23 protein-coding genes and 1 pseudogene are annotated in these 25,078 nt (G+C 71.0%); 15 read left to right on the top strand and 9 right to left on the bottom strand.

The annotated features are described in order from the left end of the window. Nucleotides 1-124: 124 nt before the first annotated feature. The 4 genes from OG266_RS30290 to OG266_RS30275 form a co-directional block, all read right to left on the bottom strand. Nucleotides 125-967: a transferase gene (locus OG266_RS30290; protein ID WP_371549449.1), complete on the bottom strand. Its 843-nt coding sequence runs from the start codon at nucleotides 965-967 to the stop codon at nucleotides 125-127. Then, a complete protein-coding gene (locus tag OG266_RS30285; protein ID WP_371549447.1) occupies nucleotides 964-2,238 on the bottom strand; it encodes a glycosyltransferase family 4 protein in 1,275 nt (424 codons plus the stop codon). The genes OG266_RS30290 and OG266_RS30285 overlap by 4 nt, the downstream gene beginning before the upstream one ends. Nucleotides 2,239-2,474: 236 nt before the next feature. Further along, nucleotides 2,475-3,608, bottom strand: a complete 1,134-nt coding sequence (locus tag OG266_RS30280; protein ID WP_371549445.1) for an epoxide hydrolase family protein — start codon at nucleotides 3,606-3,608, stop codon at nucleotides 2,475-2,477. A gap of 411 nt (nucleotides 3,609-4,019) precedes the next feature. Then, nucleotides 4,020-4,682: a TetR/AcrR family transcriptional regulator gene (locus OG266_RS30275; protein ID WP_371549444.1), complete on the bottom strand. Its 663-nt coding sequence runs from the start codon at nucleotides 4,680-4,682 to the stop codon at nucleotides 4,020-4,022. Between the two features lie 48 nt (nucleotides 4,683-4,730). On the opposite strand from OG266_RS30275, the gene OG266_RS30270 reads away from it, so the two are divergent. The 3 genes from OG266_RS30270 (at nucleotide 4,731) to OG266_RS30260 (ending at nucleotide 6,919) form a co-directional block, all read left to right on the top strand. After that, complete coding sequence (locus tag OG266_RS30270) at nucleotides 4,731-4,925, top strand: hypothetical protein (protein ID WP_371549442.1); 195 nt, start codon at nucleotides 4,731-4,733, stop codon at nucleotides 4,923-4,925. A 90-nt stretch (nucleotides 4,926-5,015) separates the two neighbouring features. Further along, nucleotides 5,016-6,281 (top strand): MFS transporter, encoded by a 1,266-nt coding sequence (locus OG266_RS30265; RefSeq protein WP_371549441.1) that lies wholly within the window; start codon nucleotides 5,016-5,018, stop codon nucleotides 6,279-6,281. Then, on the top strand, nucleotides 6,278-6,919 hold the full coding sequence (locus tag OG266_RS30260) for a DinB family protein (RefSeq protein ID WP_371549439.1): 642 nt from the start codon (nucleotides 6,278-6,280) through the stop codon (nucleotides 6,917-6,919). Before OG266_RS30265 ends, OG266_RS30260 begins: the two co-directional genes overlap by 4 nt. Nucleotides 6,920-6,950: 31 nt before the next feature. Here OG266_RS30260 and OG266_RS30255 read toward each other — a convergent pair whose 3' ends face one another. Beyond that, the gene (locus OG266_RS30255; RefSeq protein ID WP_371553017.1) at nucleotides 6,951-8,039 is read right to left on the bottom strand and encodes a pentapeptide repeat-containing protein; all 1,089 of its coding nucleotides are present in this window, start codon (nucleotides 8,037-8,039) and stop codon (nucleotides 6,951-6,953) included. A gap of 146 nt (nucleotides 8,040-8,185) precedes the next feature. After that, a pseudogene (locus OG266_RS30250) lies at nucleotides 8,186-9,162 on the bottom strand (alpha/beta hydrolase). A gap of 177 nt (nucleotides 9,163-9,339) precedes the next feature. Between OG266_RS30250 and OG266_RS30245 the strand changes: the two are divergent. Beyond that, the gene (locus OG266_RS30245) at nucleotides 9,340-11,391 is read left to right on the top strand and encodes a prolyl oligopeptidase family serine peptidase (RefSeq protein ID WP_371549437.1); all 2,052 of its coding nucleotides are present in this window, start codon (nucleotides 9,340-9,342) and stop codon (nucleotides 11,389-11,391) included. 16 nt (nucleotides 11,392-11,407) lie between these two features. On the opposite strand, the gene OG266_RS30240 is transcribed toward OG266_RS30245, so the two are convergent. Beyond that, nucleotides 11,408-12,070 carry an NADPH-dependent FMN reductase gene (locus tag OG266_RS30240; protein ID WP_371549435.1) on the bottom strand — a complete coding sequence of 221 codons (663 nt, stop codon included), beginning with the start codon at nucleotides 12,068-12,070 and terminating at the stop codon, nucleotides 11,408-11,410. Between the two features lie 60 nt (nucleotides 12,071-12,130). Here OG266_RS30240 and OG266_RS30235 point away from each other — a divergent pair, with 60 nt between their 5' ends. From OG266_RS30235 to OG266_RS30220, 4 genes are all read left to right on the top strand, one after another. Continuing rightward, on the top strand, nucleotides 12,131-12,367 hold the full coding sequence (locus tag OG266_RS30235; protein WP_371549433.1) for a hypothetical protein: 237 nt from the start codon (nucleotides 12,131-12,133) through the stop codon (nucleotides 12,365-12,367). A 280-nt stretch (nucleotides 12,368-12,647) separates the two neighbouring features. Then, nucleotides 12,648-13,166 (top strand): hypothetical protein, encoded by a 519-nt coding sequence (locus tag OG266_RS30230; RefSeq protein ID WP_371549432.1) that lies wholly within the window; start codon nucleotides 12,648-12,650, stop codon nucleotides 13,164-13,166. Nucleotides 13,167-13,369: 203 nt separating this feature from the next. After that, entirely contained in the window at nucleotides 13,370-14,026 is a 657-nt protein-coding gene (locus tag OG266_RS30225; protein WP_371549430.1) for a class F sortase, read from the top strand. Between the two features lie 213 nt (nucleotides 14,027-14,239). Then, the gene (locus OG266_RS30220) at nucleotides 14,240-15,220 is read left to right on the top strand and encodes a S1C family serine protease (protein ID WP_266462799.1); all 981 of its coding nucleotides are present in this window, start codon (nucleotides 14,240-14,242) and stop codon (nucleotides 15,218-15,220) included. A 13-nt stretch (nucleotides 15,221-15,233) separates the two neighbouring features. Here OG266_RS30220 and OG266_RS30215 read toward each other — a convergent pair whose 3' ends face one another. Then, the gene (locus OG266_RS30215; protein ID WP_329547718.1) at nucleotides 15,234-16,016 is read right to left on the bottom strand and encodes a sulfite exporter TauE/SafE family protein; all 783 of its coding nucleotides are present in this window, start codon (nucleotides 16,014-16,016) and stop codon (nucleotides 15,234-15,236) included. A 229-nt stretch (nucleotides 16,017-16,245) separates the two neighbouring features. On the opposite strand from OG266_RS30215, the gene OG266_RS30210 reads away from it, so the two are divergent. From OG266_RS30210 to nirD, 3 genes are read left to right on the top strand one after another with little or no spacing between them, the layout of a single operon-like run. Continuing rightward, on the top strand, nucleotides 16,246-17,493 hold the full coding sequence (locus OG266_RS30210) for an FAD-dependent oxidoreductase (protein ID WP_329547717.1): 1,248 nt from the start codon (nucleotides 16,246-16,248) through the stop codon (nucleotides 17,491-17,493). After that, nucleotides 17,493-20,117, top strand: a complete 2,625-nt coding sequence (gene nirB / locus OG266_RS30205) for a nitrite reductase large subunit NirB (protein WP_371549427.1) — start codon at nucleotides 17,493-17,495, stop codon at nucleotides 20,115-20,117. Before OG266_RS30210 ends, nirB begins: the two co-directional genes overlap by 1 nt. After that, complete coding sequence (gene nirD, locus OG266_RS30200) at nucleotides 20,114-20,464, top strand: nitrite reductase small subunit NirD (protein ID WP_266462787.1); 351 nt, start codon at nucleotides 20,114-20,116, stop codon at nucleotides 20,462-20,464. The genes nirB and nirD overlap by 4 nt, the downstream gene beginning before the upstream one ends. 19 nt (nucleotides 20,465-20,483) lie before the next feature. Here nirD and OG266_RS30195 read toward each other — a convergent pair whose 3' ends face one another. Then, entirely contained in the window at nucleotides 20,484-21,416 is a 933-nt protein-coding gene (locus tag OG266_RS30195; protein WP_329547715.1) for an oxidoreductase, read from the bottom strand. 212 nt (nucleotides 21,417-21,628) lie between these two features. Between OG266_RS30195 and OG266_RS30190 the strand changes: the two genes are divergently transcribed. From OG266_RS30190 to OG266_RS30175, 4 genes are all read left to right on the top strand, one after another. Then, complete coding sequence (locus OG266_RS30190; protein WP_371549424.1) at nucleotides 21,629-22,789, top strand: alkaline phosphatase PhoX; 1,161 nt, start codon at nucleotides 21,629-21,631, stop codon at nucleotides 22,787-22,789. Between the two features lie 124 nt (nucleotides 22,790-22,913). Beyond that, on the top strand, nucleotides 22,914-23,861 hold the full coding sequence (locus OG266_RS30185; protein ID WP_371549422.1) for an SMP-30/gluconolactonase/LRE family protein: 948 nt from the start codon (nucleotides 22,914-22,916) through the stop codon (nucleotides 23,859-23,861). A gap of 168 nt (nucleotides 23,862-24,029) precedes the next feature. Next, nucleotides 24,030-24,470 carry a hypothetical protein gene (locus OG266_RS30180; protein WP_371549420.1) on the top strand — a complete coding sequence of 147 codons (441 nt, stop codon included), beginning with the start codon at nucleotides 24,030-24,032 and terminating at the stop codon, nucleotides 24,468-24,470. Continuing rightward, nucleotides 24,467-25,069, top strand: coding sequence for a hypothetical protein (locus OG266_RS30175; RefSeq protein ID WP_371549418.1), 603 nt, complete (start codon nucleotides 24,467-24,469; stop codon nucleotides 25,067-25,069). Before OG266_RS30180 ends, OG266_RS30175 begins: the two co-directional genes overlap by 4 nt. The last annotated feature ends 9 nt before the right edge of the window (nucleotides 25,070-25,078 follow it).

Here is a 25,078-nt window from a genome sequence, read left to right as displayed (position 1 = left end):
CTCGGCCCAACGGTCCAACGGTCCAACGGTCCAACGGTCCAACGGCCTGAAGGTCGCCCCTGCCGCACGATCGGCGGGGCGGCCTCCAGGTACCCGAGGCGGTGGATGAACAAGGACGCCTGCGTTACGACGGTGTCCGCGTCACCGCCACGGAGAGGTCATTGTCGACCGTGTAGTAGGGGCGCAGGGTGACGCCGCCGACAGTGGCGGCCGGATAGACGAATATCTCCTTGCGGTCCGCCAGATCATCGAGCAGACGACCGACCCGGACCCGTGGCGCTCCCTCGGCGGGCTGGAGAAAGACGTCCCAGATGCCGCTGCCGCTGCCGGTACCGCCCGCAGCGGCCAACTCCTGGTGGTCCACGGTGAAGGAGAAGTCCCGGCCGTCACCCCCGGCACGGGGTTCGAGTGTCTGTACGACGCCGGCCTCGCCCCGCCGACGCAGCAGTACGGCGGCTCCCTCACCGAGGGAGGCACCGTGCAGCCGGGCCGCGACCGTCATCGACCGGTCCGTGACATCGATGGCGCCGGCCTCCGAGTGGGCGGTGCGCAGCCAGGCCCGTACGGCGAGATAGCCGTCCTTGGTGGCATACGGGATCCGCACGGCCACCGGCGACGACCGGTCACGGGTGTGCCCGTCGACGAGGGTCCGCTGATCCCGCAGCCCCGGGCGCAGCCGGAGCCGCTCCTCTCCCGGCTCCCGCAGGAGATACGCGTCCCACCGGCCCTCCGCGAGAGCGGGCTCCGAATCGAGGACGGCGCGTCGGCGGCCGTCCTCGGCGGGCTCCAGGTCGATCAGGTGAACGACCTGTTCGGGCTGCCCCTTCTTGGGGCGGAGCCGTAGCAGCAGCTGGGGGTGGATGGCCGAGTCCAGCCGCAGGCCGAAGGTGATCCGGCCGTGCGCGTCGACCGTGCAGTCCGCGCGGAGTTCTGCATCGCGGAGTTCCGTGGCGCGTGCCGCGCTCATCGCTGTCCCTTCCGTACCGGGCGCACTGTGCGCAGCATGCTGCCGGCCGCGGCATAGGCGGCGTCGCGTGCGGCGAAGCTCCTGCCCGCCAGGACTCGGCGCAGTCCGCCGCGTTCCGGCACAACCGGCCGCCCCGACTCTCTGGCCGAGATCACCTCGTCGAACAGGCGCTCGGCCTGCGCCACCACAGGTCCGGGGGCGAACCGGCGCCCGTTCTCCATGGCCGCACGGCCCATGCGGCGGCGCAGCGCGTCGTCGCGGACGAGTTCCAGCAGTGCGGCGCTCAGTGCGTCGCGGTCGTGCACGGGCACCAGTCTGCCGTCGACGCCGTCCTCGATGATCTCGCGCGGTCCGTAGGGGCAGTCGGTGCTCACCACCGGCAGCCCGCAGCGCATCGCCTCGACGATCGTCATACCGAACGGCTCGAAGTTGGACGCGGCCGCGCCGATGGAGCCCTTGACCCACTCCGCCTCCATGGGGGACGCCGCGCCCATCAGGAACACGTTGTCCCACAGGCCGAGGTCCTCGATGAGCCGCCGGAGCCGGTCGTGCTCCTCCCCCTTGCCGTAGATGCGCAGTCGCCAGTCCGGGTATGCGGCCGCGACCGGGGCGAACGCCTCGATGAGCAGGTCGTAGCGTTTCACCGGCACCAGTCGGCCGGCCGCGACCACCACCTTCGCGGTGCTGTCCGCGGCCGCCAGCGCAGGGTCGGGAACGCTGTTCGGGAGCGCTTCCACCCGGACCCCGGGCAGCAGCATCCTGCGCCGGTAGTCGGCGGCGTCCGCCTTCGTGACCGTGGTGAGAGCATCGAGCCGCGGGTAGGCCCGGCGCAGTGCGGTGCGCAGCCGCGGCGGATGGTTCTCCAGGGTGAGGTGCTCCTGCCCGATGCGTACGACGCGGCGCGGAGCCTGGAGCGCGAGGTGGACGTTGATTCCCGGTCGGGTGCCTATGACCACGTCGGCTTCGATCGCCTCGAGGTGCTCGCCGATCCGCTGGTCGGTCAGCTCGCTGTACTGCTGGTAGCGGTACTCGGCGGAGGGGAACACCTTGGCCGGTCTCCCATGCAGCGGATGCTCTTTCTCGTGCCGTAGGTCCACCAGCGCCCGCAGCGCCACTCTCGGGTCCGGGGTGAAGTTCGGGAGCTCCCGGTGCCGCAGCACGGAGACGATCTCCACGTCATGCCGTTCGGCCAGCGCCTGGGCCAGATTGAAGGTGGTGGTGATCGTGCCTCCGATTCCGTAGGCGTTGTGGATCAGGAATGAGATCTTCATGACCGGTGGACCCTACTCCCCGTACGGTCACCTCCCGTTACCGCTTTGTTTACCTTCGCATCGTTCCGCTGCCGCGGGGCGGGGCCTCTGTGCCGATTTGCCGAAGGCGCCGCGCCTGTGCGGTTCGTGCGCGGCGAGCGCGGCCCCTGCGGGATCCGGACGCCGACGACCGGTAAGTCGATCCGGCTACGGGCGCGTTGGTGCTGAGGCTCAAGAACCCTCACGGGTTTCGGTGTTCACCGGTGTGCGCGGAAGAACTCGGTGAGGTCGTGCGCGAGGAGTTCGGGTTCTTCGTGGGCGGCGAAGTGTCCGCCACGGGGCATGCGGGTGTACCTCGTGATGTTGTACGTGCGCTCGGCCCAGCTGCGGGGCGGCTGGGTGAGGTCGGCCGGGAACAGAGCGAGGGCCGTGGGCACGTTGACCCGTTCCACCCGCCTCGTCAGCCGCTGGGCGTATTCGTAGTAGGGCCGGAAGGAGGTCGAGATGGTGCCGGTGAACCAGTAGAGCGACGCCTGTGTGAGGAGGAAGTCGTCGCTGAACCGGGACGACAGGTCTCCCCCGCAGTCGCTCCACGCACGGTACTTCTCGACGATCCAGGCGAGCAGCCCGGTCGGTGAGTCGGCCAGACCGTAGCTCAGGGTGAGAGGGCGGGTGCTCTGTTGGTGCTGGTACCCGCCCTCTTCCGCGGACCACATCGCGACGGAATCGAGGTACTCCTGCTCCTCGGGGGTGACACCGGCCGCGTCATAGGCGACCGGGCCGGCGACCGCCGTCAGATGGATGCCCGCCACGGCCTCGGGGTGGGCTTCACCGAGCCGGGAGGTGATGCCGGCGCCCAGGTCGCCGCCGTGCGCGGCGTAGCGTGCGAAGCCGAGTTCGCCGTGCATGAGCCGGTGCCAGATCTCGTGGGTCTGCGGCGGCTCGGAGAGCGAGGGCCGCTGAGGTGAGAAGGCGAATCCGGGCAGCGAGGGGACGATGACGGTGAACGCGTCGGCGGCGTCGCCCCCGTACCGCGACGGCGTGGCCAGCCGACGGGCGAGGGTGGTCAGTTCGAGGAAGGAACTGGGCCACCCGTTGGTCAGGACGATCGGCAGGGCGCCGGGGTGTTCGCCGTCGAAGCGGAGGTAGTGGACGGGGGTTCCGTCGATATCTGCGAGATGGGACGGCAGGGCGTTGATGGTGGCTTCGTGGACACGCCAGTCGTATTCGGAGGCCCAGTAGGTGACGAGGCGTCGCAGTTCGCCGAAGTCGGTGCCGGCCTCCCAGCCTGTGGCGGGCCAGGGGGTCGGCCAGCGTGTGTTGAGCAGCCGTGAGCGCAGCTCGTTCAGCTCGGCCTCGGGGACGGCGATCACGGGCGCGTGGCGGGTCATGGGGGTCTCCAAGGGGTTCGTTCTCACATGACAGCGGTGCGTGCCTGGGTGTCGGAGCCGCTCTGCGTGTGGTTGTCGGGGGACTGGCGGGTGGTCCCGGCGATCACAGCGGACAGGGCCATGAGGATCGCGATGACGAGCAGGGCGACGACGGAGACGGCCCGGCGGGGGCCGATGCGTGTGACGACGTTCCTGACAGAGGCAGCACGACCACGCCGCCGACGGCGATGGTGAGCAGCAGGAGTCCCAGTGATGCCGAGTCGAGATTCAGCTGCGTGCGGACCTCGGGGAGCCGGGAGGACCAGGTCGACCCGGCGAGCCCCAGACCGGGGAAGACCGCGTAGGTCGCCCTCGCACCCGCCGTCACCTCCCGCGCTGTCGGCGCCGCCGGGACGGCGGCAGACGCTCCGGTCACGATCCCGGCCGACCGGCTGGGCCGAGCGTCTGGTCGATCGCGTCCCGCGTCCTCTCGCGCGACTCCGGCGCAGTCGTGAGCAGAGCATGCATGATCATTCCCTCAAGCAGGGGGTCCAGGCGGGCGGCGCTGTCCGGGCCGGTGAAACGGGCCAGAACGGTGCGGCTGTCCTCCGTCCATGCCTGCGTCAGGGCTCGCAGTCCGGGGTTGCGGAGGGCCGCCAGGTGCAGCTCGAAGCCGAGGACCGCACTGCGGTGCCTGGCAGGACCTCCGTGGACGAGATCGACCAGGACATCAACGAATTGCTCGTGCGTTTCGACATCCTCGAACAGATTCTCAAACACCGCGGACTGCAGTTCGACATGCCGGGCGAACGCCTGCGTCTGGAGATCGGTCAAGCTGGCGAAGTGGTAGGTGATCGACCCGAGCGGCACGCCGGCCCGGGCAGCGATGTGCCGATGCGTCGTCCCGGCCACCCCATGATCCGCAATGACGTCGAGGGTGGCGTCCAGAATGTGCGTCTTGCGGCCGGGGTCGTTGCGACGGGTCCGTCGCCGCCCGCCACCCGATTCGGCGGAGGTCCGGCGCTCACCACCGGCCATTTCCTCGGCCGTTTCACCTTCGGGAGGGTCCGCCGACGGCGGTTCGATGTGCAGCATGGACACAAACGTATAAGCCTTAAGAACAGATGTACAAATCAACGGCACGTGGCCGTCCACACCCACGGCAGCGACCTGCTGCTGCACGCGGCGAGCGAGGACGGCGCCGAGCAGGTCATGCGGTTCCGCTGGGACGGCGTACGACTCTCGACGGTGAGCGACATCAATCGGTACGGCACGCCGTCCGGAGCGACCGGGACGCCCGCGCCGACACCCACACACAGCAGCGAGAGCCGTCGGTAGCCCAATCAATCGCCCCACTCTTGTTATTGCAAGTAATATGCAACAAGCTTGACCGGCCCTTACCGCCTGCCACGGACGCGGAGCCACGTCATGCCCAACTTGCTGCCGGATGCCGGACCTCAGCGCGTCCTCGCCGCATCGAACTTCGTCTACACCATCGGCAGCGGCCTCTACCTGACCGCCGGAGTCCTGTACTTCACCCAGTCGGTTCACCTCCCGGCAGCCCAAGTGGGGCTGGGGCTCGGCATCGCCGGTTTCGTCTCGCTCACCCTGGGCATCGGCGCGGGGCACCTCGCGGACAGGTACGGAGCGCGGGGCGTCTACGCGGCCACCCTTGTCGTCCGAGCGGCGGCGACCGGCTGCTTCGTACTGGCTGACAGCTTCTGGCCGTTCGCGCTGGCGGTGTGCGCGGCAACTGGGGCGCAGGCGGCCGGAGTTGCCGCGCGCAGCCCGCTCATCAGGCACTACGGAGGTGACCGGCCGCAGGAGTTCCGGGCCTATCTCCGTTCGGTGACCAACGTGGGTATCTCCCTCGGCGCGCTGCTGGCGGGCTGGGCCGTGCAGGTCGGCACGCACAGCGCCTACGAGCTTCTCGTTCTCGGCATCGCGGTCTCCACCGCGGCCTCGGCGGTCGTCCTGGTCCGCCTGCCCGCGGTCGCGCCCGCCCCCGCCACCGCCGGCGGCCCACGCCGGCTCGCCCTGCGGGACCGCCCCTACCTCCTACTCACCGCCCTCGACGGCGTGATGGCCATCCAGTTCAAGGTGCTGACCGTGGCCCTGCCGCTCTGGCTGGTCGTGGCCACCACCGCCCCGCGCTGGCTCATCTCGGGCATCATGCTCGTCAACACCGTGATCGTCATCGCGTTCCAGGTACGGGCCAGCCGCGGCATCGACTCCCCCACGGCCGGCGGAGGCACCTACCGCCGGTCGGGTGTGGCCTTTCTCGTCTCCTGCTCACTGATCTCACTCGCCGCGGGGGTACCGGCATGGGCTGCCGCGACCCTGCTTCTGGCCGCCGTGGTGATCCACGCGGTGGGCGAACTGTGGCATTCCGCCGCCGGGTTCGAGGTGTCCTTCGCCCTCGCCCCGGAGCGCGCCACCGGCCAGTACCTGGGCGTGTTCGGCCTGGGCGCCGGCCTGGCCGAAGCCCTCGGACCGGTCCTGCTCATCTCGCTCTGCATCACCTGGGGCCGCCCCGGCTGGTACGTCGTAGGCGCACTGTTCGCCCTGACGGGTCTGGCGGCGCCGCTCGCCGTCCGGTGGGCGCAGCGTCAACAGCGTGCCGAGCGGGCTCAGTTCGAGGCACCGAAAAAGGTGGTGAACGCGGATCGCCCGAGCGGCAGACTGACCGCATGATCGGATCAGACCCCAAGGACGACCTCCGCATCCATCTTCAGGACGCTCGCGACACTCTGCTCTGGAAGCTCGAAGGGCTGTCGGAGTACGACATCCGCCGCCCGATGACTCCGACCGGCACCAACCTGCTGGGGCTGGTCAAGCACATGACCGGTGCCGAGGCCGTGTACCTCGGGGACACCTACGACAGGCCGTTCGGCGGGCCGACCCCGCCCTGGGTCCCCGGCAGCGACGCCGAGCCGGACTCGGACCTCTGGGCGACGGCCGACGAGACCCGTGAGGAGATCGTCGGGCGGTACCGCCGGGTGTGGGCCCACTCGGACGCGACGATCGACGCGCTGGCCCTCGACGCGCTCGGCCGCCTGCCCGGGGACATGCGGAAGGAGATGCGGAAGACGGTCACGCTCCACCGAACGCTCGTCCACGTGATCACCGAGACCGACCGGCACGCCGGGCACGCCGACATCATCCGGGAACTCATCGACGGGGTTGTGGGACACCGGCCCGGGAACGACGACATGGCGTCCGACGACGCGGCGTCGCGGGAGGAGCGTCGACTTCGGCTGGAGCGTGCGGCTCAGGAGGCGGACGCTGTGCGGCTGGGGGGCGTACGCCAACCCCGTGCGGCAGCCGACTGACTGCCCCGCTCAGGGACGACAGCGCACCTGGTCACGCCAGGGAACGCAGCGGCGGTTTCTGCCCGGACATCGCCGGCGGCTGGAGCAGCGGGGAGGGCTCGGGGCCCGGATCCTCGGTGTCGATGACACCGGCGGCCGAGTGGTCGAAGCCGGTGGGCCAGCGGGTGTGTTCGCTGGCCAGAGCGCCCGTCAGGCGTGCTTCGGCAAGGTCGGCCGTGCTCAGGTCGGTGCCGCGCAGGTCGGCCAGGCGCAGATCGGCGCGGCGGAAGACCGCGCCACGGGCGTCGGCCTTGCGCAGGTTCGCCTCGCGCAGATCGGCCTCGGTGAAGTCGGCGTCACGCAGGTCGGTTTCGACCAGCCGCGCACCCCGCAGATCGGCCAGCACGCAGCGGGCACGGCGGACAATCGCGGTCTTCATGTCGGCATGCCGCAGGTTCACCGAGACCAGCGACGCCTGGGTCAGATTGGCGTGGTAGAGACCCGCCGCCTCCATACAGGCGCGGTCGAGGTTGACCTCGTGCAGCCACAGCCCGTCGCAGTCGGCCCGTCGCAGGTCGGTGGCGCTGACGTTGACCCAGGAATTCTCCCGGTGTTGGCACAGCACGCCGAGCGCAGTCAGTGCCACCTGAGTGTCGGCGGCGCGGGTTTCGAGGGGTGCCACGTCGTTGATGGGTGCGTCCGCCGCGGGTGACTCCGGTCCGGTGGGCGGCCACGGCAGATGCGTACGCAGATACGCGGCCTGGATCGAGATGATGGCCTCGCGGTCCCGGCCGGACTGCTCCGCTATCCGCCACAGCGCGTGCAGCCCGCCGATACGCACATCCAGCTTGTCGCTGCCGAGTTGGTCGACCGCCCGGGTGAACCGGTCGGTGACGTAGCCCTCCTGCGTGGCACGCAAACCCTCCTGGCTCACCCGCAGTTGCCGCCACGTGGCGTACGCCCCGAACAGCACGACCAGGCCTCCGACGACCTGCAGAAGTGTCGTACGGACGGAGTTCACCGCGCTCAGCCGGTCCTTCGGGTCGACGCTCGCCCCGGCGAGATCGTGGTCGACCACCACACCCGGCAGGAGCACGAACACGGCGCCCAGGACGGCCAGTCCGGCCGCTCCGGCGATCAGCGCCACAGTCGTACGATGCCTGCCCGACCGCTCGTGCCACGGCCGCCGACCGTGGCCCGGGTCCCCCGTCTCCATGAGAACGGGAGCCTATAGGACGACGTCAGGAGTGTGATCCGGGCCCCCGAGCGGCAGTTGAGCTCCGGCGGCTACCGCGACAGACCGTGCAGGAGGTCCGTCACGCGTGCCGGGTCCGAGGGGCCGAGGTGGCCGGCGCCGGGGAAGTTGTGGACCGTGAAGCGGTTGCCCGGGGTGAGTTGGTCGGCCTCCGCGATCATGCGGTCCTGGAGCTCCGGGGCAATGGTCCTGTCCTTGCCGAACCGCAGATACGTGCGGGGGATCCGCCCCCAGGTGCCGGCCCGCCCGACGGCCCGGCCCTCGTACGCCGTCATCGACTCGTCCGTCTGCATGCCCCCAGCACCCGCAGGAACTCGGCGTCCGTGCGGTCCGCGCAGATCATCTCCTTGAACACCGCGAGGTCACGACGGCTGCTGGTACGCCAGTTGAGCCGCAGCACACCCAGTTTCCCGGGGTCCCCGATGACCTGCTCCAGCGGACTGATGGAGTGCTGCCCTTCGGGCGAGGCCGCACAGTCGTTCAGGGACGGCATGCTGCGGCTCGGGCAGAAGGCGGCCATGTAACAGATGTGCGCGAGGAGTTCGGGGACGGCGTCGGCGACCCTGCTGACCGAGAGACCGCCCATGCTGTGCCCGACCAGCACCACGGGCCCGCCCAGCCGCGCGGCACGGCGTACGGCATCGGTGACGCGCCGCTCGAAGTCGTCAAGCGTGAGCGCGGCGACCGGTGAGGGTTCCGTCGCGAGGGCAGCCGGGTCCTGCGTCTGGTACGCCTGCGGCACGAACTCCTCGGCGCCGTGCAGCGGTTGGTCCACCGCGACGACACGGTGCCCGCGCAGCGCCAGCTCCCTGCCGATCGCGCTCCAGAAGGCACCGGCACTGTGCGTGCCGTGCACCAGAACGTACGTACTCACCCTGCCGCTACCGCGTCCCCCGGCCGCCCTCGCCGTCCCCGCACCGGCGCCGAGGGCGAGCGCGGAACCGCCCGCCGCCAGCCCCCACAGCGCGCGCCTCCGCGAGAGCCCCGCGGATTCCGGGGCCGTGCTCATTGTGTTGTCCGTGCTGTCGTTACGTCCGTCATCAGCCATGCCGACGACACTATGAACGCCCTCGACGCCTCACCATGGCCCTGCCCACCCGGCCGACGGTGCACTTGGCAACACCCCCGGACGGCCATCATTTCGAACACCTGTTTGAGTCGGTTGGGCCGGGGCAGGAAGCCAGGCATGGCGACGATCTCCCTGCCCGGCCAACTCGTCCGCACGCGACGCTTCGAGCTCGGCGTCCCCGAACGGTTCACGGTGACGCCGGACGGATCGGCCGTGCTGTTCCTGCGCAGTCGCGCGGGTGACGATCCCGTCGCCTGTCTGTGGGCGCTGGACCTCGCCTCCGGGACGGAGCGGCTGCTCGCGGATCCCGCGAAGCTGGTCGACGCGCCCGGGCAGGCGATCGGGATCGAGGCCTATGCCACCGACCGGGCCGCCGCCGGGCTGGTCGCCTTCTCACTGGCCGGTGGGTTGTGGACGGTGGACACCGGCGGCGGCCGGGCCCGGCGGGCACCCGTCGAGGGTCCGGTGACCGACCCCCGGCCCGATCCCACCGGACGACGGATCGCATACGTACGCGGCGGCGCCCTGCGGATGACCGAGGCCGACGGGACCGGTGACCGGGCGGTCCTGACGCCCGACGGGCCGGATCTCACCTACGGGGTCGGTGAGCACACGGGCGCCACGTCGACGGACGGTCCGCGCGGGTACTGGTGGGCGCCGGACGGCGAACGGCTGCTGGTCGCGCGCACGGATTCCGCGGCGGTCGAGCTCTGGCACATCACCGACCCGGCCGAGCCCGCCAGGCCTCCGCGCGCCGTGCGCTACGCGGCGGCCGGGAGGGCCAACGCCGAGGTGACGCTGTGGATCGCGGGGGCCGAGGGCGGGTCACGGACCGAAGTGCGCTGGGACCGGCGGGCGTTCGAGTACGTGGTGGGCGCCGGGTGGGACGCGCACGGCCCGTACGCCGTCGTGCAGTCCCGTGACCAGCGTACGGTCCGCTTCCTCGGGATCGACCCGGTCCGCGGCCGGACGAGAGTGCTGAACGAACAGCGCGACGAGCGCTGGGTGCAGCTGATCCGCGGCCTGCCCGCGCGCACCGGCTCCGGCGCCGTCGTCGCACACGCCGATCTGCGCGGCACCAGGTATCTGACCGTGGACGGAACGACCGTCACACCACCCCGGCTTCAGCTGCGGGCCGTGCTCGGCATCGAGGGCGACGACCTGCTGTTCACCGCGTCCGAAGATCCGGCCGAGACCCACCTGTGGACGTACCCGGCCGCCGGCGGCCTGCGGCGGCTGAGCGTCGAGCCAGGGGTGCACTCCGGTGTGCGCCACGGCGGGACCCTGGTCCGGGTCGCCCGGTGCGCGGACCGGCCGGGCGGGCGGACCGCTGTACTGCGGGAGGGCCAACCGGCCCTCCCCATCGACTCGTTGGCCGAGCGGCCGGTGCTCGACGTAGACGCGACGCGGCTCGTGCTCGGACCCCGCGAACTGCGCGCCGTACTCCATCTCCCGTCCTGGCACCGGCCGGGCAGCGGGCGGCTGCCGGTCCTCCTCGACCCGTACGGCGGGGCGGGCAGACAGCGGGTCACCGCCGAACTGGAGTGGCGGTCGCTCGTGGCGCAGTGGTTCGCCGAGCAGGGCTTCGCAGTCCTGGTGACCGACGGGCGCGGCACTCCGGGGCGCGGGCCCGACTGGGAACGCGAGGTCCACGGCGACCTGTTCGGGCCGGTGCTCGAGGACCAGGTGGCCGCGCTGCACGAGGCCGCCCGGCTCCACGCCGACCTCGACCCGGGCCGCGTCGGTATCCGCGGCTGGTCCTTCGGCGGCGCCCTCGCCGCGCTCGCCGTACTGCGCCGCCCGGACGTCTTCCACGCCGCGGTCGCCGGGGCGGGCGTCACCGACCAGCGGCTCTACCACGCCCACTGGCGCGAACGGTTCCTCGGCCATCCCGACGAGTTCCCGGCACGGTACGAGACCAACTCGCTGCTGCGCGCCGCGCCCCGGCTCACCCGGCCGCTGCTCCTGATGCACGGCCTCGCCGACACCAACGTCCACCCGGCCAACACCCTGCGCCTGTCCAGCGCCCTGCTGGCCGCCGGGCGCCCGCACGAGCTGCTGCTCCTGCCCGGTGTCGGGCATCAGGCGATGGGCACGCCGATCACCGAGGAACTGCTGTGGCACCAAGTGCGGTTCTTCCAACGGAACTTGGGAGTACCTCCCCGATGACTGACGCGAGGGCGCCTCACCCGACGTACGGGTTCTTCTCCTTCGCCTCCCTCAACGCCCTTGCCCACCAGGCAAGCTGATCCAGCATCACATCGGCTGCCGCCGCCGGGCCCGCGGTGTCCCGAGGCTTCCCCTCCTCGTCGAACGAGGCGCCCGCGCCGTGGAAGGACACCGTGTCGCGCACCGTGACGGCATGGAGTTCGGCGAAGACCTGGCGGAGGTGTTCGGCGGCACGGAGGCCTCCGGCGAGGCCGCCGTAGGAGACGAGGGCCACGGGCTTGGCGCGCCACTCGGTGTAGTGCCAGTCGATCAGGTTCTTGAGGCCCGCGGGGAAGGAGTGGTTGTACTCGGGCGTGAGCACGACGAACGCGTCGGCGGCGGCGAGGGCCGGGGTCACCTTGGCCAGCTCGGCGGCCGCCTCGGAGCTCGCGGAGAACGTCGTGGGGAGATGGACCGAGGCGACATCGACGACCTCGGGGAGGAAGTCGTCGCGCTCACGGATCCGGCTGAGCAGCCAGTCGGCCACGACGGGACCGAATCGGCCCTCGCGGTTGCTGCCTACGACGAGGGTGAGACGTACAGGGGGGTCGGGTTCCGGAAGAGGGGCGGGGGCGCTGCCAGGGGCGGTGTCGGCAGCGGCGGGAGCGGTGGCGGTGGAATCAGCTGTGGCTGTCTTCATGACGCACAGCCTCATACCTCAACCTTTGTCGAGGTCAAGCCGGCACTGCGGGCGGCATGGGTGGGGCGGGCGGTGGTACGGGAGGGGCGGCGCGGACGGCGTGAGCGGCATGAGCGGTACGGGCAGCATGAGCAGCGCAGGCGGCGTGAGCGGCACGAGCAGCGCGAGCGGTACGGGCAGCGCGAGCGGCGCCGACGGCATAGGCCGCAGACGCCCGCGCGGGCCGCGCCCCGCGGACGCCGCCACCACCGGACTCCGGCCGACGTCACCTCGCCCGGCCGGGCGCCCCCGCCCTGACCCCACCACCCCTCCACCCCCGATCACCCGTTCACACCCCCACCCCACACCCTTCGGGTTCTTTTCCGCGACGCACCACCCACACCCCGGTGACCTGCCGGAATGCCGCCGATCCAACCCTCCCGGCGCTCCCGTCTGACACCCGTTCACATCATTTCTGACGTGTCATCAGGAAGCGCGCCCGGCCATGTGCCACTTACCTCGGAAGGGCAGGGGCACGACCGATCCAGCGGCGCTTGGGGGTGTCGCCGGCCGCGCCCCCTCGGAGGAGCAAGCAACCATGCGACGCACAGCCCGTCTGGTGACCGGTACCGCGCTCGCCGTCGCCGCCGCGGGCCTCGCCGCGGCGCCCGCGTACAGCGGGGACGCCGGCAGCCTCGAGGTGTACCCGTCCACCGTCGTGCCCGGCGGTGACGTCACGGTGAACACGTCGGCGTGCGGTGCGGACGGCACCGCCGCGGGCGACGCAAGCGCGGTGGGCGCGGGCTCGTTCACGCTGGCCCCCAGCGCGCACGAGCAGGACGTGATCGGGCAGTTCCGGGTGCCGCCGAGCGCGCAGCCGGGGACGTACGAGATCGTCGCGAAGTGCGCCGGCGGCCGGCAGGTCACGGGCGACCTGATGGTGACCCTGACCTCCACGCGCGAGCAGATCCATCCGCGCGGACATGTGAAGACGGGGGTCGGCGGCGCACTCGGCCCCGACCCCGTGCAGACCGCGGCAGGAGTGGCGGCCCTGGCCGTCGCAGCCGCGGGCGGTACCTGGCTCCTGCATCGCCGGGCGAGAGGCGACGGGATCTGACGGACACCCTCCGCTGTCCGTCCGCCGGTACCGCAGTCCCCTCCCCCTCCGTGGCCCGACGCCCCTCGCGGCCCGGAGGGGGAAGGGGACCCGAAACAGATCGACCCCCTGCACACCGGGCCCGTACACAACCCACCCCGTACACAACCGGACCCGTACACAACCGAACCCAGACCAGAACCGGACCCAGAGAGGAGGCCCGCGTGCGCCGGTTCAGCAACGTCAGCAAGGTCGGCAAGGCCGGCAACATCGCCATAGCCTCCGTCACCGTCGTCGCCCTCTGCTCCGGCGCCTGGCTGCTGCGCAGCGGCGCCGAGACGCATGCGCCGCCCCAGCCGTCGGCCGCGCAGGCCAGCACCGACCGGCCCATGGAGGAGTCACCCGCGGCCCCCGCGCTTCCGCACTCCCCGCCCGACCGCATCCGCATCCCCTCGATCCAGGTGAACGCCCCCCTGATGGGCCTCGGCCTCACCCCGCAGGGCAGCCTGGACGTCCCGCCCGCCGCGAAGAAGAACCTCGCCGGCTGGTACGAGGCGGGCACCACCCCCGGTGAGCAGGGCACCGCCATCGTCGCCGGACACGTCGACAACGCCAAGGGCCCCGCCGTCTTCTACGACCTCGGCGCCCTCAAGAAGGGCAGCAACATCGAGGTGGAGCGCCGTGACAGCAGTACGGCCGTCTTCACCGTGGACGCCGTCGAGGTGTACGACGCCCACGACTTCCCCGACGAGAAGGTGTACGGCGCCGCACACCGACCCGAGCTGCGCGTCATCACCTGCGGCGGCGGGTACTCGAAGTCGACGGGATACCAGGGGAACGTGGTCGTCTTCGCCCATCTGACGGGCAGCCGCGACGGCTGACCGGCGGGGGTCTCTCGCCGCGACAGAGGTCGGTGGCGGCATTACGCTGAAAAAGGGCAGATTCTTTTCCCTGGCCTGAGTGTTGGCGCCTCGGCCGGGAGCTAGGAGGCCCTGATGTGGCCGATTGCCAGAATGGTCGTCACTGCCGTGTCAGCCATCGCTTTGAGTGGCGGTATCACGGCGACAACCGCGACAGAGGCAAGAGCCGACGACATGTCTCCGGATGAGATCTTCGATCGGGTGGCGCCCGCGACCGTTCAGGTACTCGGTAACGAGTCGAGTGGTACGGGGATCATCTACGACGCCGAACAAGGTCTCATCCTCACCAATGCCCACGTGGTCGCTGGCCAGACCGCCCTCCAGGTCCGCATCGCGGACGGTGGGCCCGTGCCGGTTCGGCTGATGGCCAGCGATCCCTGCGAGGACCTGGCGGTCGTGAAACTCTCCACACCGCAAGAGGACCTGAAACAGGTCGAGTTCGGCGACAGCGGCGAACTCGGGCAGGGTGACGAAGTGACGGCGATCGGCTATCCGGAGGCGGCCGGCGACGCCAGTCAGCAGAAAGCCGTGCTCACCACCGGCGTGGTCCAGTCGCCCGACGTCGCCGCGACGGGCTTCTCCTCCTCGCCCGATCTGCCGTCCACCGTCCAGCATTCGGCAACGCTCAACGCGGGCAATTCCGGAGGCCCGTTGCTCAATGACAACGCGGAACTCGTCGGAATCAACTCGTTCAGCCTCTCGGGCACCGAGGGCCAGTACTACTCCATCAGCAGCAAGCACGCCCAGCCCCATCTCCAGGGCCTCGCCGAGGGAAAGGGCCAGAACAATCCCGGATGGCAGGGACTGGTCTCGGTTTCCGACCCCAACTTCGCCTACTACTTCTCCGAGAACGACCAGGCCGATGCGAACGCGATTCAGAAGCGTCTCCTCAACAAGGAGATCGACGGTCTCTACGTGAAGAGCGTGGACAGCAACTCTCCGGCCAGCGAGGGCGTAGCCGCCGGTGACGTCATAACCCACGTCAAGAACACCGCGGTCAACGCCGTCCCGCAGGTGTGCAACATCCTTCAGTCGTCCGCACCGGGCGAGAAGCTCAGCCTCGAGGGCGTGGCTACGGAGAGCGGGCAGTTCTCCGACGGGACAACGTACGCGTTCGGCGATGCCTGGGAATCCACCATCACGCTGAAGAAGTGATGCTCCGCCGCCACTACGCAACCCACTGCTGATACCCCATATTCGCCACCAACGCGAACACCACGGTCAGCAGCACCACCCGTACGAACCCGCTCCCCTTCTTCAGCGCCGTGTGCGCCCCGACCATCCCGCCCGCCAGGTTGAACACGGCCATCAGCGCGGCCAGCTGCCAGTGGACCGTGCCTTTCCAGGCGAAGGTCGCGAGGGCGCCGGCGTTGGTGCAGCAGTTGACGATCTTGGCGGTGGCGGAGGCGGTCACCAGGTCGAGGTGGAGGAGCGCGGTGAGGGCGAGCACCAGGAACGTACCGGTGCCGGGGCCGATGAGCCCGTCGTAGAAGCCGATGCCGAGGCCCGCGAGTCCGATCGCGGCGAGGATCCGGCGCGGGGAGACCGGAGCGGTCGAGGGCGCCGTGCCGAAGGCGGGCTTGAGGATCACGAAGACCCCGACGCCCAGCAGGACGACCATGACGACCGGCTTCAGCACCTCGGTGCTCAGGCCCGCCGCGACGAACGCACCCCCGGTCGAACCCGCGAGCGCCGCGAGCCCGATCTTTACGGCCAGGCCCACGTCCACCGGCGCCTTGCGCGCGTACGTCACCGCCGCACCCGTCGTGCCGACGATCGCCACCGCCTTGTTGGTACCCAGCGCGTACGCGGCGGACGTACCGGGCGGCAGGCCGAGCAGCAGTGCGGGGAGCAGGAGCAGCCCGCCGCCGCCCACCACCGCGTCGATCCAGCCCGCCGCGAGCGCGGCTGTACAGAGCAGGGCGACCATGGTCAGCGATATGTCGGGCATGATCGCGACCTTATGGACGAGATAGATGCGCAGTCCATGAATCCCGCGAACCTTGAGGGTCTTCTGAGGTTCGGCAGGTGGGAGCCGCCCGTACGGCCTGGTCATCCGAGGTCAGGACCGAGGGTCCGCCGAATCCTCACATCCGGACCGCGCCCCCGCTGAGGGCAGCGTTCCTCCCGGGAAACAACGGTGATGCGGCCGGGTAACACCGGCACCGCACGCTGCGGTCATGACCTCGAATACGCGTGTGGTGGTGATCGGCGCCGGGCTGGCGGGCGTACGGCTCGCCCGGCGGCTGGGTGAGCTGGGCACTCCCGGCGCGCCCGCCGTCTCCGTCACGCTCGTCGGCGAGGAGGAGCACCGCCCGTACAACCGCGTCCTGCTCGCCGAGGTCCTCGCCGGGCGGTACGCCCCCGAGGTGATCGCCCTCCCCGCGCCGGCCGGGCTGACCCGCGCCCGGGTCACCGGCATCGACCGTGCCGCGCGCACCCTGGAGTGCGCCGACGGCTCGGCGATCGCATACGACACGCTGGTCCTCGCGACCGGCTCGAACCCCGTACTCCCGCCCCTGCGCGGCCTGTTCGCGACCGATGCCGCGACCGGCCGGCGCGAACTCCCCGAGGGCGTGCACGCGTTCCGCACCATGGACGACTGCCTGAGCCTGTCGAAGGCCGTACGGCGAGGGGCTCGCGCGGTCGTCATCGGCGGCGGTCTCCTCGGTGTCTCGGCCGCCCGCGCGCTGGCGGTGCGCGGCGCCCAGGTGGTGCTGGCCCAGCAGGGCGAGCGGCTCATGGAGCGCCAGCTCGACCCGTCCGCGTCCCGGCTGGTCCGCCGGCACCTCACGGACCTCGGCGTCGAGGTGCACACCGAGTGCCGGGTGCGCGATGTGCGCTGCGTCGGCGGCGCGGTCCGCTCGGTCGAGATGGCCGACGGATACGCCCTCGACGCCGACCTCGTCGTCCTCGCCTGCGGGGTGCACCCCCGCGTGGGCCTCGCCCAGGACGCGGGGCTCGCCGTGCACAAGGGTGTCCTCGTCGACGACGAGCTGCGTACGTCCGACCCGCACATCCGGGCCATCGGGGACTGCGCGCAGCACTCGGGCACGGTGTACGGCCTTGCGACACCCGCGCTCGAACAGGCCGACGCACTGGCGGAGTTGATCGCCGGTGACGCGGGCGTCCGCTACACGGGCACGCGCGCGGTCACCCGGCTCACGCTGGCCGGACCCGAATTCCTCGACCTCGCCGCGTTCGGCGAGCCAGACCCCCGCCCGGGCGACGACGTCGTCCAGCTCGCCGATGCCACTCGCGGCACCTACCGCAAGGTCGTCGTCCGCGACGACCGTGTCGTCGGCGGCGTACTCGTCGGCGAACTCGGCACCGTCGGCGCGCTCGCCCGTGCCTGGGAGGGCGCCGAACCGCTGCCCGCGGACGGCGCACCGCTGCTCCACCTGCTCACCAACGACGGAGGCTCCTGATGCACACGGACACGACGAAGGCGGCGATCGCCACCGACGGGAACGGGTCCGCGCACACGATCGTGCTCGTGGGTCACGGCATGGTCGGCCAGCGCTTCCTGGAGGCGCTCGCCGAGCGCGGCCTGACCGCCACACACCGCGTGGTCGTGCTGTGCGAGGAGCCCCGCCCGGCCTATGACCGGGTCCAGCTCACCTCGTACTTCTCGGGCCGCACCCCGGACGAACTCTCCCTCACGGACGCGGAGTTCATCGCGGAGCACGGCATCGAGCTGCACCTCGGCGACCCGGCCGAGACGATCGACCGTCAGGCGCGGACGGTAACGGCCCGCTCCGGCCTGGTGATCGCGTACGACACGCTCGTCCTGGCCACCGGCTCCTACCCCTTCGTCCCGCCCGTCCCGGGCAAGGACGCCGAGGGCTGCTTCGTCTACCGCACGATCGAGGACCTCCTCGCGATCGAGGAGTACGCGAAGGCGCGCGCCACCACGGGTGCCGTCGTGGGCGGCGGGCTTCTCGGACTCGAGGCGGCCGGTGCGCTCAAGGGGCTCGGACTGACCACGCACATCGTGGAGTTCGCGCCGCGTCTGATGCCGGTCCAGGTCGACGACGGCGGCGGCGCGGCGCTGCTGCGCACCATCGAGGACATGGGCCTGTCCGTGCACACGGGCACGGGTACGCAGGAGATCGTCGTCGGCGACGACGGCGCCGTGTCCGGCATGAAGCTGTCCGACGGGTCCCAACTCGCCACGGATCTGGTGGTGTTCTCGGCCGGTGTGCGCCCTCGCGACCAACTGGCCCGCGACACCGGACTCACGGTCGGCGAGCGCGGCGGCATCAAGGTCGACGAGCAGTGCCGCACCGCGGACCCGCGGGTGTTCGCGATCGGCGAGTGCGCGCTGGCGTCGGACGGCCGGGTGTACGGGCTGGTCGCACCGGGCTACGAGATGGCCGAGACGGCCGCCGCCACGATCGCCGCGGACGAGGCGAGCTTCACCGGCGCCGACCTCTCCACCAAGCTCAAGCTCCTCGGCGTCGACGTCGCGTCCTTCGGCGACGCGCACGGCGCCACCGCGGACTGCCTCGACGTCGTCTACTCCGACTCACGCTCCGGCACGTACAAGAAGCTGGTCATCGGCCGCGGCGGCGAACTGCTCGGCGGGATCCTGGTCGGCGACGCCGACGCGTACGGCACCCTGCGCGCCTTCACGGGATCGGTCCCGCCGATCGCCCCCGAGCAGCTGGTCCTCCCGGCGGGTGCGGGCGCCCCGGTCGCACTCGGCCCTTCCGCACTCCCCGACTCCGCCGTCATCTGCTCCTGCCACAACGTCACCAAGGGCACCATCCGCGGCGCGGTCACCGAGCACTCCTGCACCACCGTGCCCGAGGTCAAGAAGTGCACCAAGGCCGGTACGGGCTGCGGCAGTTGTGTGAAGGTGCTCGGGCAGCTCGTCAACGACGAACTCGAAGCGAGCGGCGTCGAGGTCGACCACGGCCTGTGCGGCTGCTTCGGGCAGACCCGCGAGCAGCTGTACGAGATCGTCCTCTCGCTCCGCATCACCTCGCACCAGGTCCTCCTCGACCGCTACGGCCGTGAGGGCGCCCGGGGCGGCGACGGCTGCGAGATCTGCAAGCCCGCCGTCGGCTCCATCATCGCCTCCCTCGCCCCGACGATCGGCGCCGACGGCTACGTCCTGGAGGGCGAGCAGGCCGCACTCCAGGACACCAACGACCACTTCCTCGCCAACCTCCAGAAGAACGGCTCCTATTCGATCGTGCCGCGCATCCCCGGCGGCGAGATCACCCCGGAGAAGCTGATCGTGATCGGGGAGGTGGCACGGGACTTCGGGCTCTACACCAAGATCACCGGCGGTCAGCGGATCGACATGTTCGGCGCGCGGGTGGAGCAACTCCCGCTGATCTGGTCCAGGTTGGTGGACGCGGGCTTCGAGTCGGGCCACGCATACGGCAAGTCGCTGCGCACGGTGAAGTCCTGCGTGGGCCAGACCTGGTGCCGCTACGGCGTCCAGGACTCCGTCCGCATGGCCATCGACCTGGAGCTGCGATACCGGGGGCTCCGGTCCCCGCACAAGCTCAAGTCGGCCGTCTCCGGGTGCGCCCGCGAGTGCGCCGAGGCCCAGTCCAAGGACTTCGGAATCATCGCCACCGCCGGCGGCTGGAACCTGTACGTCGGCGGCAACGGCGGCGCGACCCCGCGCCACGCCGACCTCCTCGCGCAGGACCTCTCCGACGCCGAACTCGTCCGTCTCATCGACCGGTTCCTGATGTTCTACATCCGTACGGCGGACCGGCTGGAGCGCACCTCCACCTGGCTGGAGCGGATCCCGGGCGGCCTGGACCACGTACGCGACGTGGTGGTGGAGGACTCGCTCGGCATCTGCGAGGAGCTGGAGTCACTGATGACCGCACATGTGGCGGGCTACCGCGACGAATGGGCCGAGACCATCAACGACCCCGAGAAGCTGGCCCGGTTCGTGTCCTTCGTGAACGCCCCGGACACCCCCGACCCGGTCGTCGGCTTCGTCCCCGAGCGCGACCAGATCAAGCCCGACCTGCCGCTGCTGACCATCGGCACCCGCCCCCTGGAAGGAAGCGCCCAGCGATGACCCTCGCGCCCGAGACGACCACTCTCAAGGTCCAACTCCTCCTGGACGCCAGCTGGTTCACGGTCTGCGACCTGACCCTGCTGCTGCCCGGACGCGGAGTCGCCGCACTCCTCCCCGACGGCCGCCAGGTGGCGCTGTTCCGCGACCGCGCGGGCCGCACGTACGCCGTCGACAACCGCGACCCGTTCACCGGCGCGGCCGTCCTCTCCCGCGGCCTCCTCGGCACCCACCAGGGCCACGCCTTCGTGGCCTCGCCCCTCCTGAAGCAGCGGTTCGACCTGGAGTCGGGACGGTGCCTGGACGATCCGGAGGTCTCGGTGGCGGTGTACGAGGTGCGCGCGGCCTGAGCGTGCGCACCTGGCGTTGTCACACTTTCAGCGCGTCGTACGTCACTCCCGTCAGCTCCTCCGAGGCCTCCCAAAGCCGCTCCCCCGCAAGGTCGTTGAGGGTCCATCCGGCCCGCCAGGACTTCGCGGGCGAGCCGCGCCACATCGCGAACGAGGGCCCGGTGAAGGAGTCGGGCTGTACGCCGGGCGCGGTGGCGGCGTACAGCGTGGGCAGCGCTCCGGCGTCGGCGCTCTGCCCGAAGACCCGGTTGCCGATCTCGATGAGCCGCTCGGTGCCCTTGCGGCCCTCCATCCTGGCCCCGGCGGTCTGGAGGTTGGTGGTGGCGTACCCGGGGTGGGCGGCGGCCGCGACGACCTCGGAGCCGATGGTGGCGAGGCGGCGGGCGAGTTCGTGCGTGAAGAGCAGGTTGGCGGTCTTGGAACGGCCGTAGGCGATCCAACGCCGGTACTGGCGCTCGCTGTTGAGGTCCGTGATGTCGATGTTCGAGAGCGCGTGGACCCCGCTGGAGAGCGTCACGACGCGGGCGCCTGGGGTGCCGAGCAGTGCGGGCAGGAGCAGCCCGGTGAGCGCGAAGTGCCCGAGGTGGTTGACGCCGAACTGCGTCTCGAACCCGTCCGCCGTACGGCCGAGCGGCAGCGCCATCACACCGGCGTTGTTGATGAGCAGGTCGAGCCGGTCGTACGCGTGCTCGTACGTTGCCACGAACTCCCGTACGGATTCCAGGTCCCCGAGATCCAGCCGTACGAACTCGACGTGCGCGCCCGGCACTTCGGACACGAGTCGGTCCCCGGCCTCGTTGCCGCGGGCCTCGCTGCGGCAGGCCAGGATCACCTGGGCGCCCTTGCGGGCCAGTTCACGTGCGGTGACGTAGCCGATGCCGCTGTTGGCGCCGGTGACGACGGCGGTACGGCCGCTCTGGTCGGGGATGTCGCTCGCGTTCCAGCCCGTCATGGCTGAGCTCCCTCAGGGTGTGCCCGGTGTTCCGGGAATACCAGCGTATGCCGCGAGGCGTTCCCCGCGGTCTGGCCGGCCTCCCACCCAGCCGTCCGCCCACCCGACGCAATTTGTCCATGACCCGTCAACTCTGCGCGTCTAGGATCCGTCAGCGCGCGACCCCGCCGTCGACCCCGGCGGCGGGGCGGTCACGGCCCTCTGGAGCGAGAGTGGAACGTCGTACCCTTCTGCGTGCAGCCGTCCTCGGTGGTTCGTCCGCCGTCCTGGGCGGAACCCTGTGGCGCGGCGCCGCCTATGCCGCACCCGCCCAGCCCGGCACCGGCCCCTACGGGGCACTCGGCACCGCCGACGCCAACGGCATCCAGCTGCCGAGCGGGTTCACCAGCCGGGTGATCGCCCGTTCCGGGCAGACGGTCCCCGGCACCTCGTACACCTGGCACAGCGCCCCCGACGGCGGCGCCTGCTACGCCGACGGCACGGGCTGGATCTATGTCTCCAACTCGGAGATCAACCCCTCCGGCGGGACGAGCGCGGTGAAGTTCTCCTCGACCGGCACGGTCACCGCCGCGTACCGCATCCTCTCCAACACCCGGCAGAACTGCGCGGGCGGCAAGACCCCGTGGAACACCTGGCTGTCCTGCGAGGAGGTGTCCCTCGGCTACGTCTACGAGACCGACCCGTGGGGCGTGAACGCGGCGGTGCAGCGGCCCGCGCTCGGCCGCTTCAAGCACGAGGCTGCCGCCGCCGACCCGGTGCGCCAGGTGATCTACCTGACCGAGGACGAGACCAACGGCCGCTTCTACCGCTTCGTCCCGACCACCTGGGGCAACCTGTCCGCCGGCACCCTCCAGGTCCTGGTCGCGGGCACGGCCACCTCGGGCTCCTTCACCTGGACCACCATCCCCGACCCGGACGGCTCGCCGACGACCACCCGTACCCAGGTCTCCGGCTCGAAGTCCTTCAACGGCGGCGAGGGCTGCCACTACGCCGACAACACGGTCTGGTTCACCACCAAGGGCGACAACCGCGTCTGGCAGCTCAACCTGGCGAGCAACACCTACGAGTTGGCGTACGACGACTCCCTCGTGACGTCCGGCACGGCCCCACTGACCGGCGTCGACAACATCACCGGCACCGCCTCCGGCGACCTCTTCGTCGCCGAGGACGGCGGCAACATGGAGATCTGCGTGATCACTCCCGCCGACGTGATCGCGCCATTCCTCCGCATCACCGGCCAGTCGGCCTCGGAGATCACGGGACCGGCGTTCTCACCCGACGGCAGGCGGCTGTACTTCTCCAGCCAGCGCGGTACCAGCGGGAGTTCGTCGGGCGGGATCACGTACGAGGTGACGGGGCCGTTCCGGGCGTAACCGCTGTGGGGGAAGGGGGTGGGACGCCTGGCGAACGCAGCCGGGATTCATACGGCTCTCAGAGTCGGCTGATTCCCTGTGCTCGCCAGGTCCCGCCCCCCGTTCTCCCCGGAGGCCTTGAGCCATGCCCCGCAACCACCCCTCCCCCACGCGCCGCGCCGTCCTCGGCGGTGCCGCCCTCGCCACGCTGGCGCTCGCGGCCGGTGCCGGAACGGCGAATGCCGCGTCCGCCACGTCCTCCTGGCCGACCGAGATCCCGCTCCCGAACGGCTTCCTCCCCGAGGGAATCTCCATCGGCGCCAAGCCGTACGCCTACTTCGGCTCCCGCGCGAACGGCGCCGTCTACCGCGCCGACCTGCGCACCGGCGAGGGCACCATCCTCTACGCGGGCGCGACCGGCACAATCACCAACGGGCTGAAGGTCGACGACCACGACGGCCTGCTGTACCTCTCCTCCGGATCCACCGGCGGCGCCGCGCGCATCGTCGACTCCCGGACCGGCAACCTCGTGGCCACCTACCAACTCACCGACCCGACAGGCCACTTCATCAACGACGTCGCCCTGCTCGGCGACCGCGCCTGGTTCACCGACTCCTACGGCGCCGTCCTCTACGGCGTGCCGCGCGGCGGCACGGGAGACGTCCGCGAACTGCCGATCAGCGGCGACTGGGTGCAGTCGGCCACGGGACTCAGCGCCAACGGCCTGGTCGGCACCCCGGACGGCAAGGCCCTGATCGTCGTCAACGGCGGCAAGCTCTACCGCGTACCGCTCACCACCGGTGAGGCCGTCGAGATCACCCTGAGCGGCACGACCGCGCTCACCAACGGCGACGGCCTCGTCCGGATCGGCCACACGCTGTACGTCGTCCAGAACCGCCTCAATCAGGTCAGCGTCCTCACCCTCGACCCGGGGGCCACCACCGCCACCCTGACCCGCACGATCACCGACCCCCGCTTCAACATCCCCACCACCGCCGCCCACTTCGGCAGCCTCCTCTACGTCGCCAACGCCCAACTGGGCCTCCCCACGACCCCGGACACACCGTTCAACTCGGTCGCCGTGGCCCTCTGACACAAGTAGGGGGCGCCCTCGGCAAGTTGCTGTACGCGGGCGTACGGAGCGAGGAGGAGACGGGTCTGATGTGCGCCCTCACAGGTCCCGTACCTTCTCGCGCCTGCGCCTCTTCTGGGACGCTGATTCCTCGGGATTTCGGGCCGGGTTCGGGCCGACGGGGGAATCGTGGACTGGCCGACAGCGATGGTGTGCGGGGCTATCGGAGGTTGCCTCATCGAGGCGATCGTCTTCTACGGGCGGGTCTCGGAGTGGCGGACGGCACGACACGAGGCCAGGGCGAGGGCAAAGCGCAGGAAACGCCTGCCGTCGCTGCGCGAGCATGTCGACCTGCCCGCCGACTCGCTGGTCGCCCTGACCCGGCTGGCCCTCGGCGGAATCGCGGGCGGGCTGTTCCACTCCCAGGTCATCGGCATGATGGCCGCCGTCGCGGTCGGTGCGTCGGCGCCCGCGCTGCTGCAACAGCTGGGCGCTACCCGGCAGGTGCAGGAAGCGCTCCAGGAACCGGGGGCGGCCGAGTCCGCCCCGCAGCGGCCGCAGCCGCACCCGATCGGTGACGGTCTCGTACTGGGGGTCGCACCGGCACCCGGCGAGGTACCCGCGGAGTGAGCCGGACCCCGTTCCGGCGCCGGTACTTGGAGTCCCTGGTGGGGCGGGGACGCGCGGACCGGCCGTACGCGCGATACCGGCCGACCGAGAACTCCCCGCTCTGGCGCCGCTATCTCGTCTCCCTGCTCGGCGTACCCCGCGCGCCGCGCCCGGCGCCCCGCCCGAGGGTCCGCACCGCGCGGCGGATGCCGCTCACTCTGGCCCTGGCGGCGGTGGCGGCGGCCGTTGTCCTGGGCGGTTCCACGTTCGCGGCGTTCCAGGCGGGTTCCGACCGCGACATCGGCGGCGGGCCGATCGTGGTTACGACGCACACCACGGGAAGCGACACAGGGACCGTCGGCGGAGGTGGGCCGGGCGGCGCCGGCTCCACTGGGGGGACCACCTCGGCAGACCCGACCGACGTACCGACCAGCGAGCCGGTCGGCCAGCCGAATGGCACCTTCGCCCCGTCCAGCCCGCACCCCTCCGAACCGGGCGACGAACTGCCCAGCACCGGAGCACCCGCCCTCCTCCTTCTCCTTACCGCTTCACTCGGCCTCTTCCTTCTCGCCCTGGGAACGGTGGGCCTCCGCCTCACTCGTACCCGAACTGTCGGTTAGGTTCGATCA

Source organism: Streptomyces sp. NBC_00554, from assembly GCF_041431135.1.
Classification (GTDB): domain Bacteria; phylum Actinomycetota; class Actinomycetes; order Streptomycetales; family Streptomycetaceae; genus Streptomyces.
Note: the sequence above shows the minus strand (reverse complement) of the source record. Positions and strands in the feature narration are given on the sequence as shown.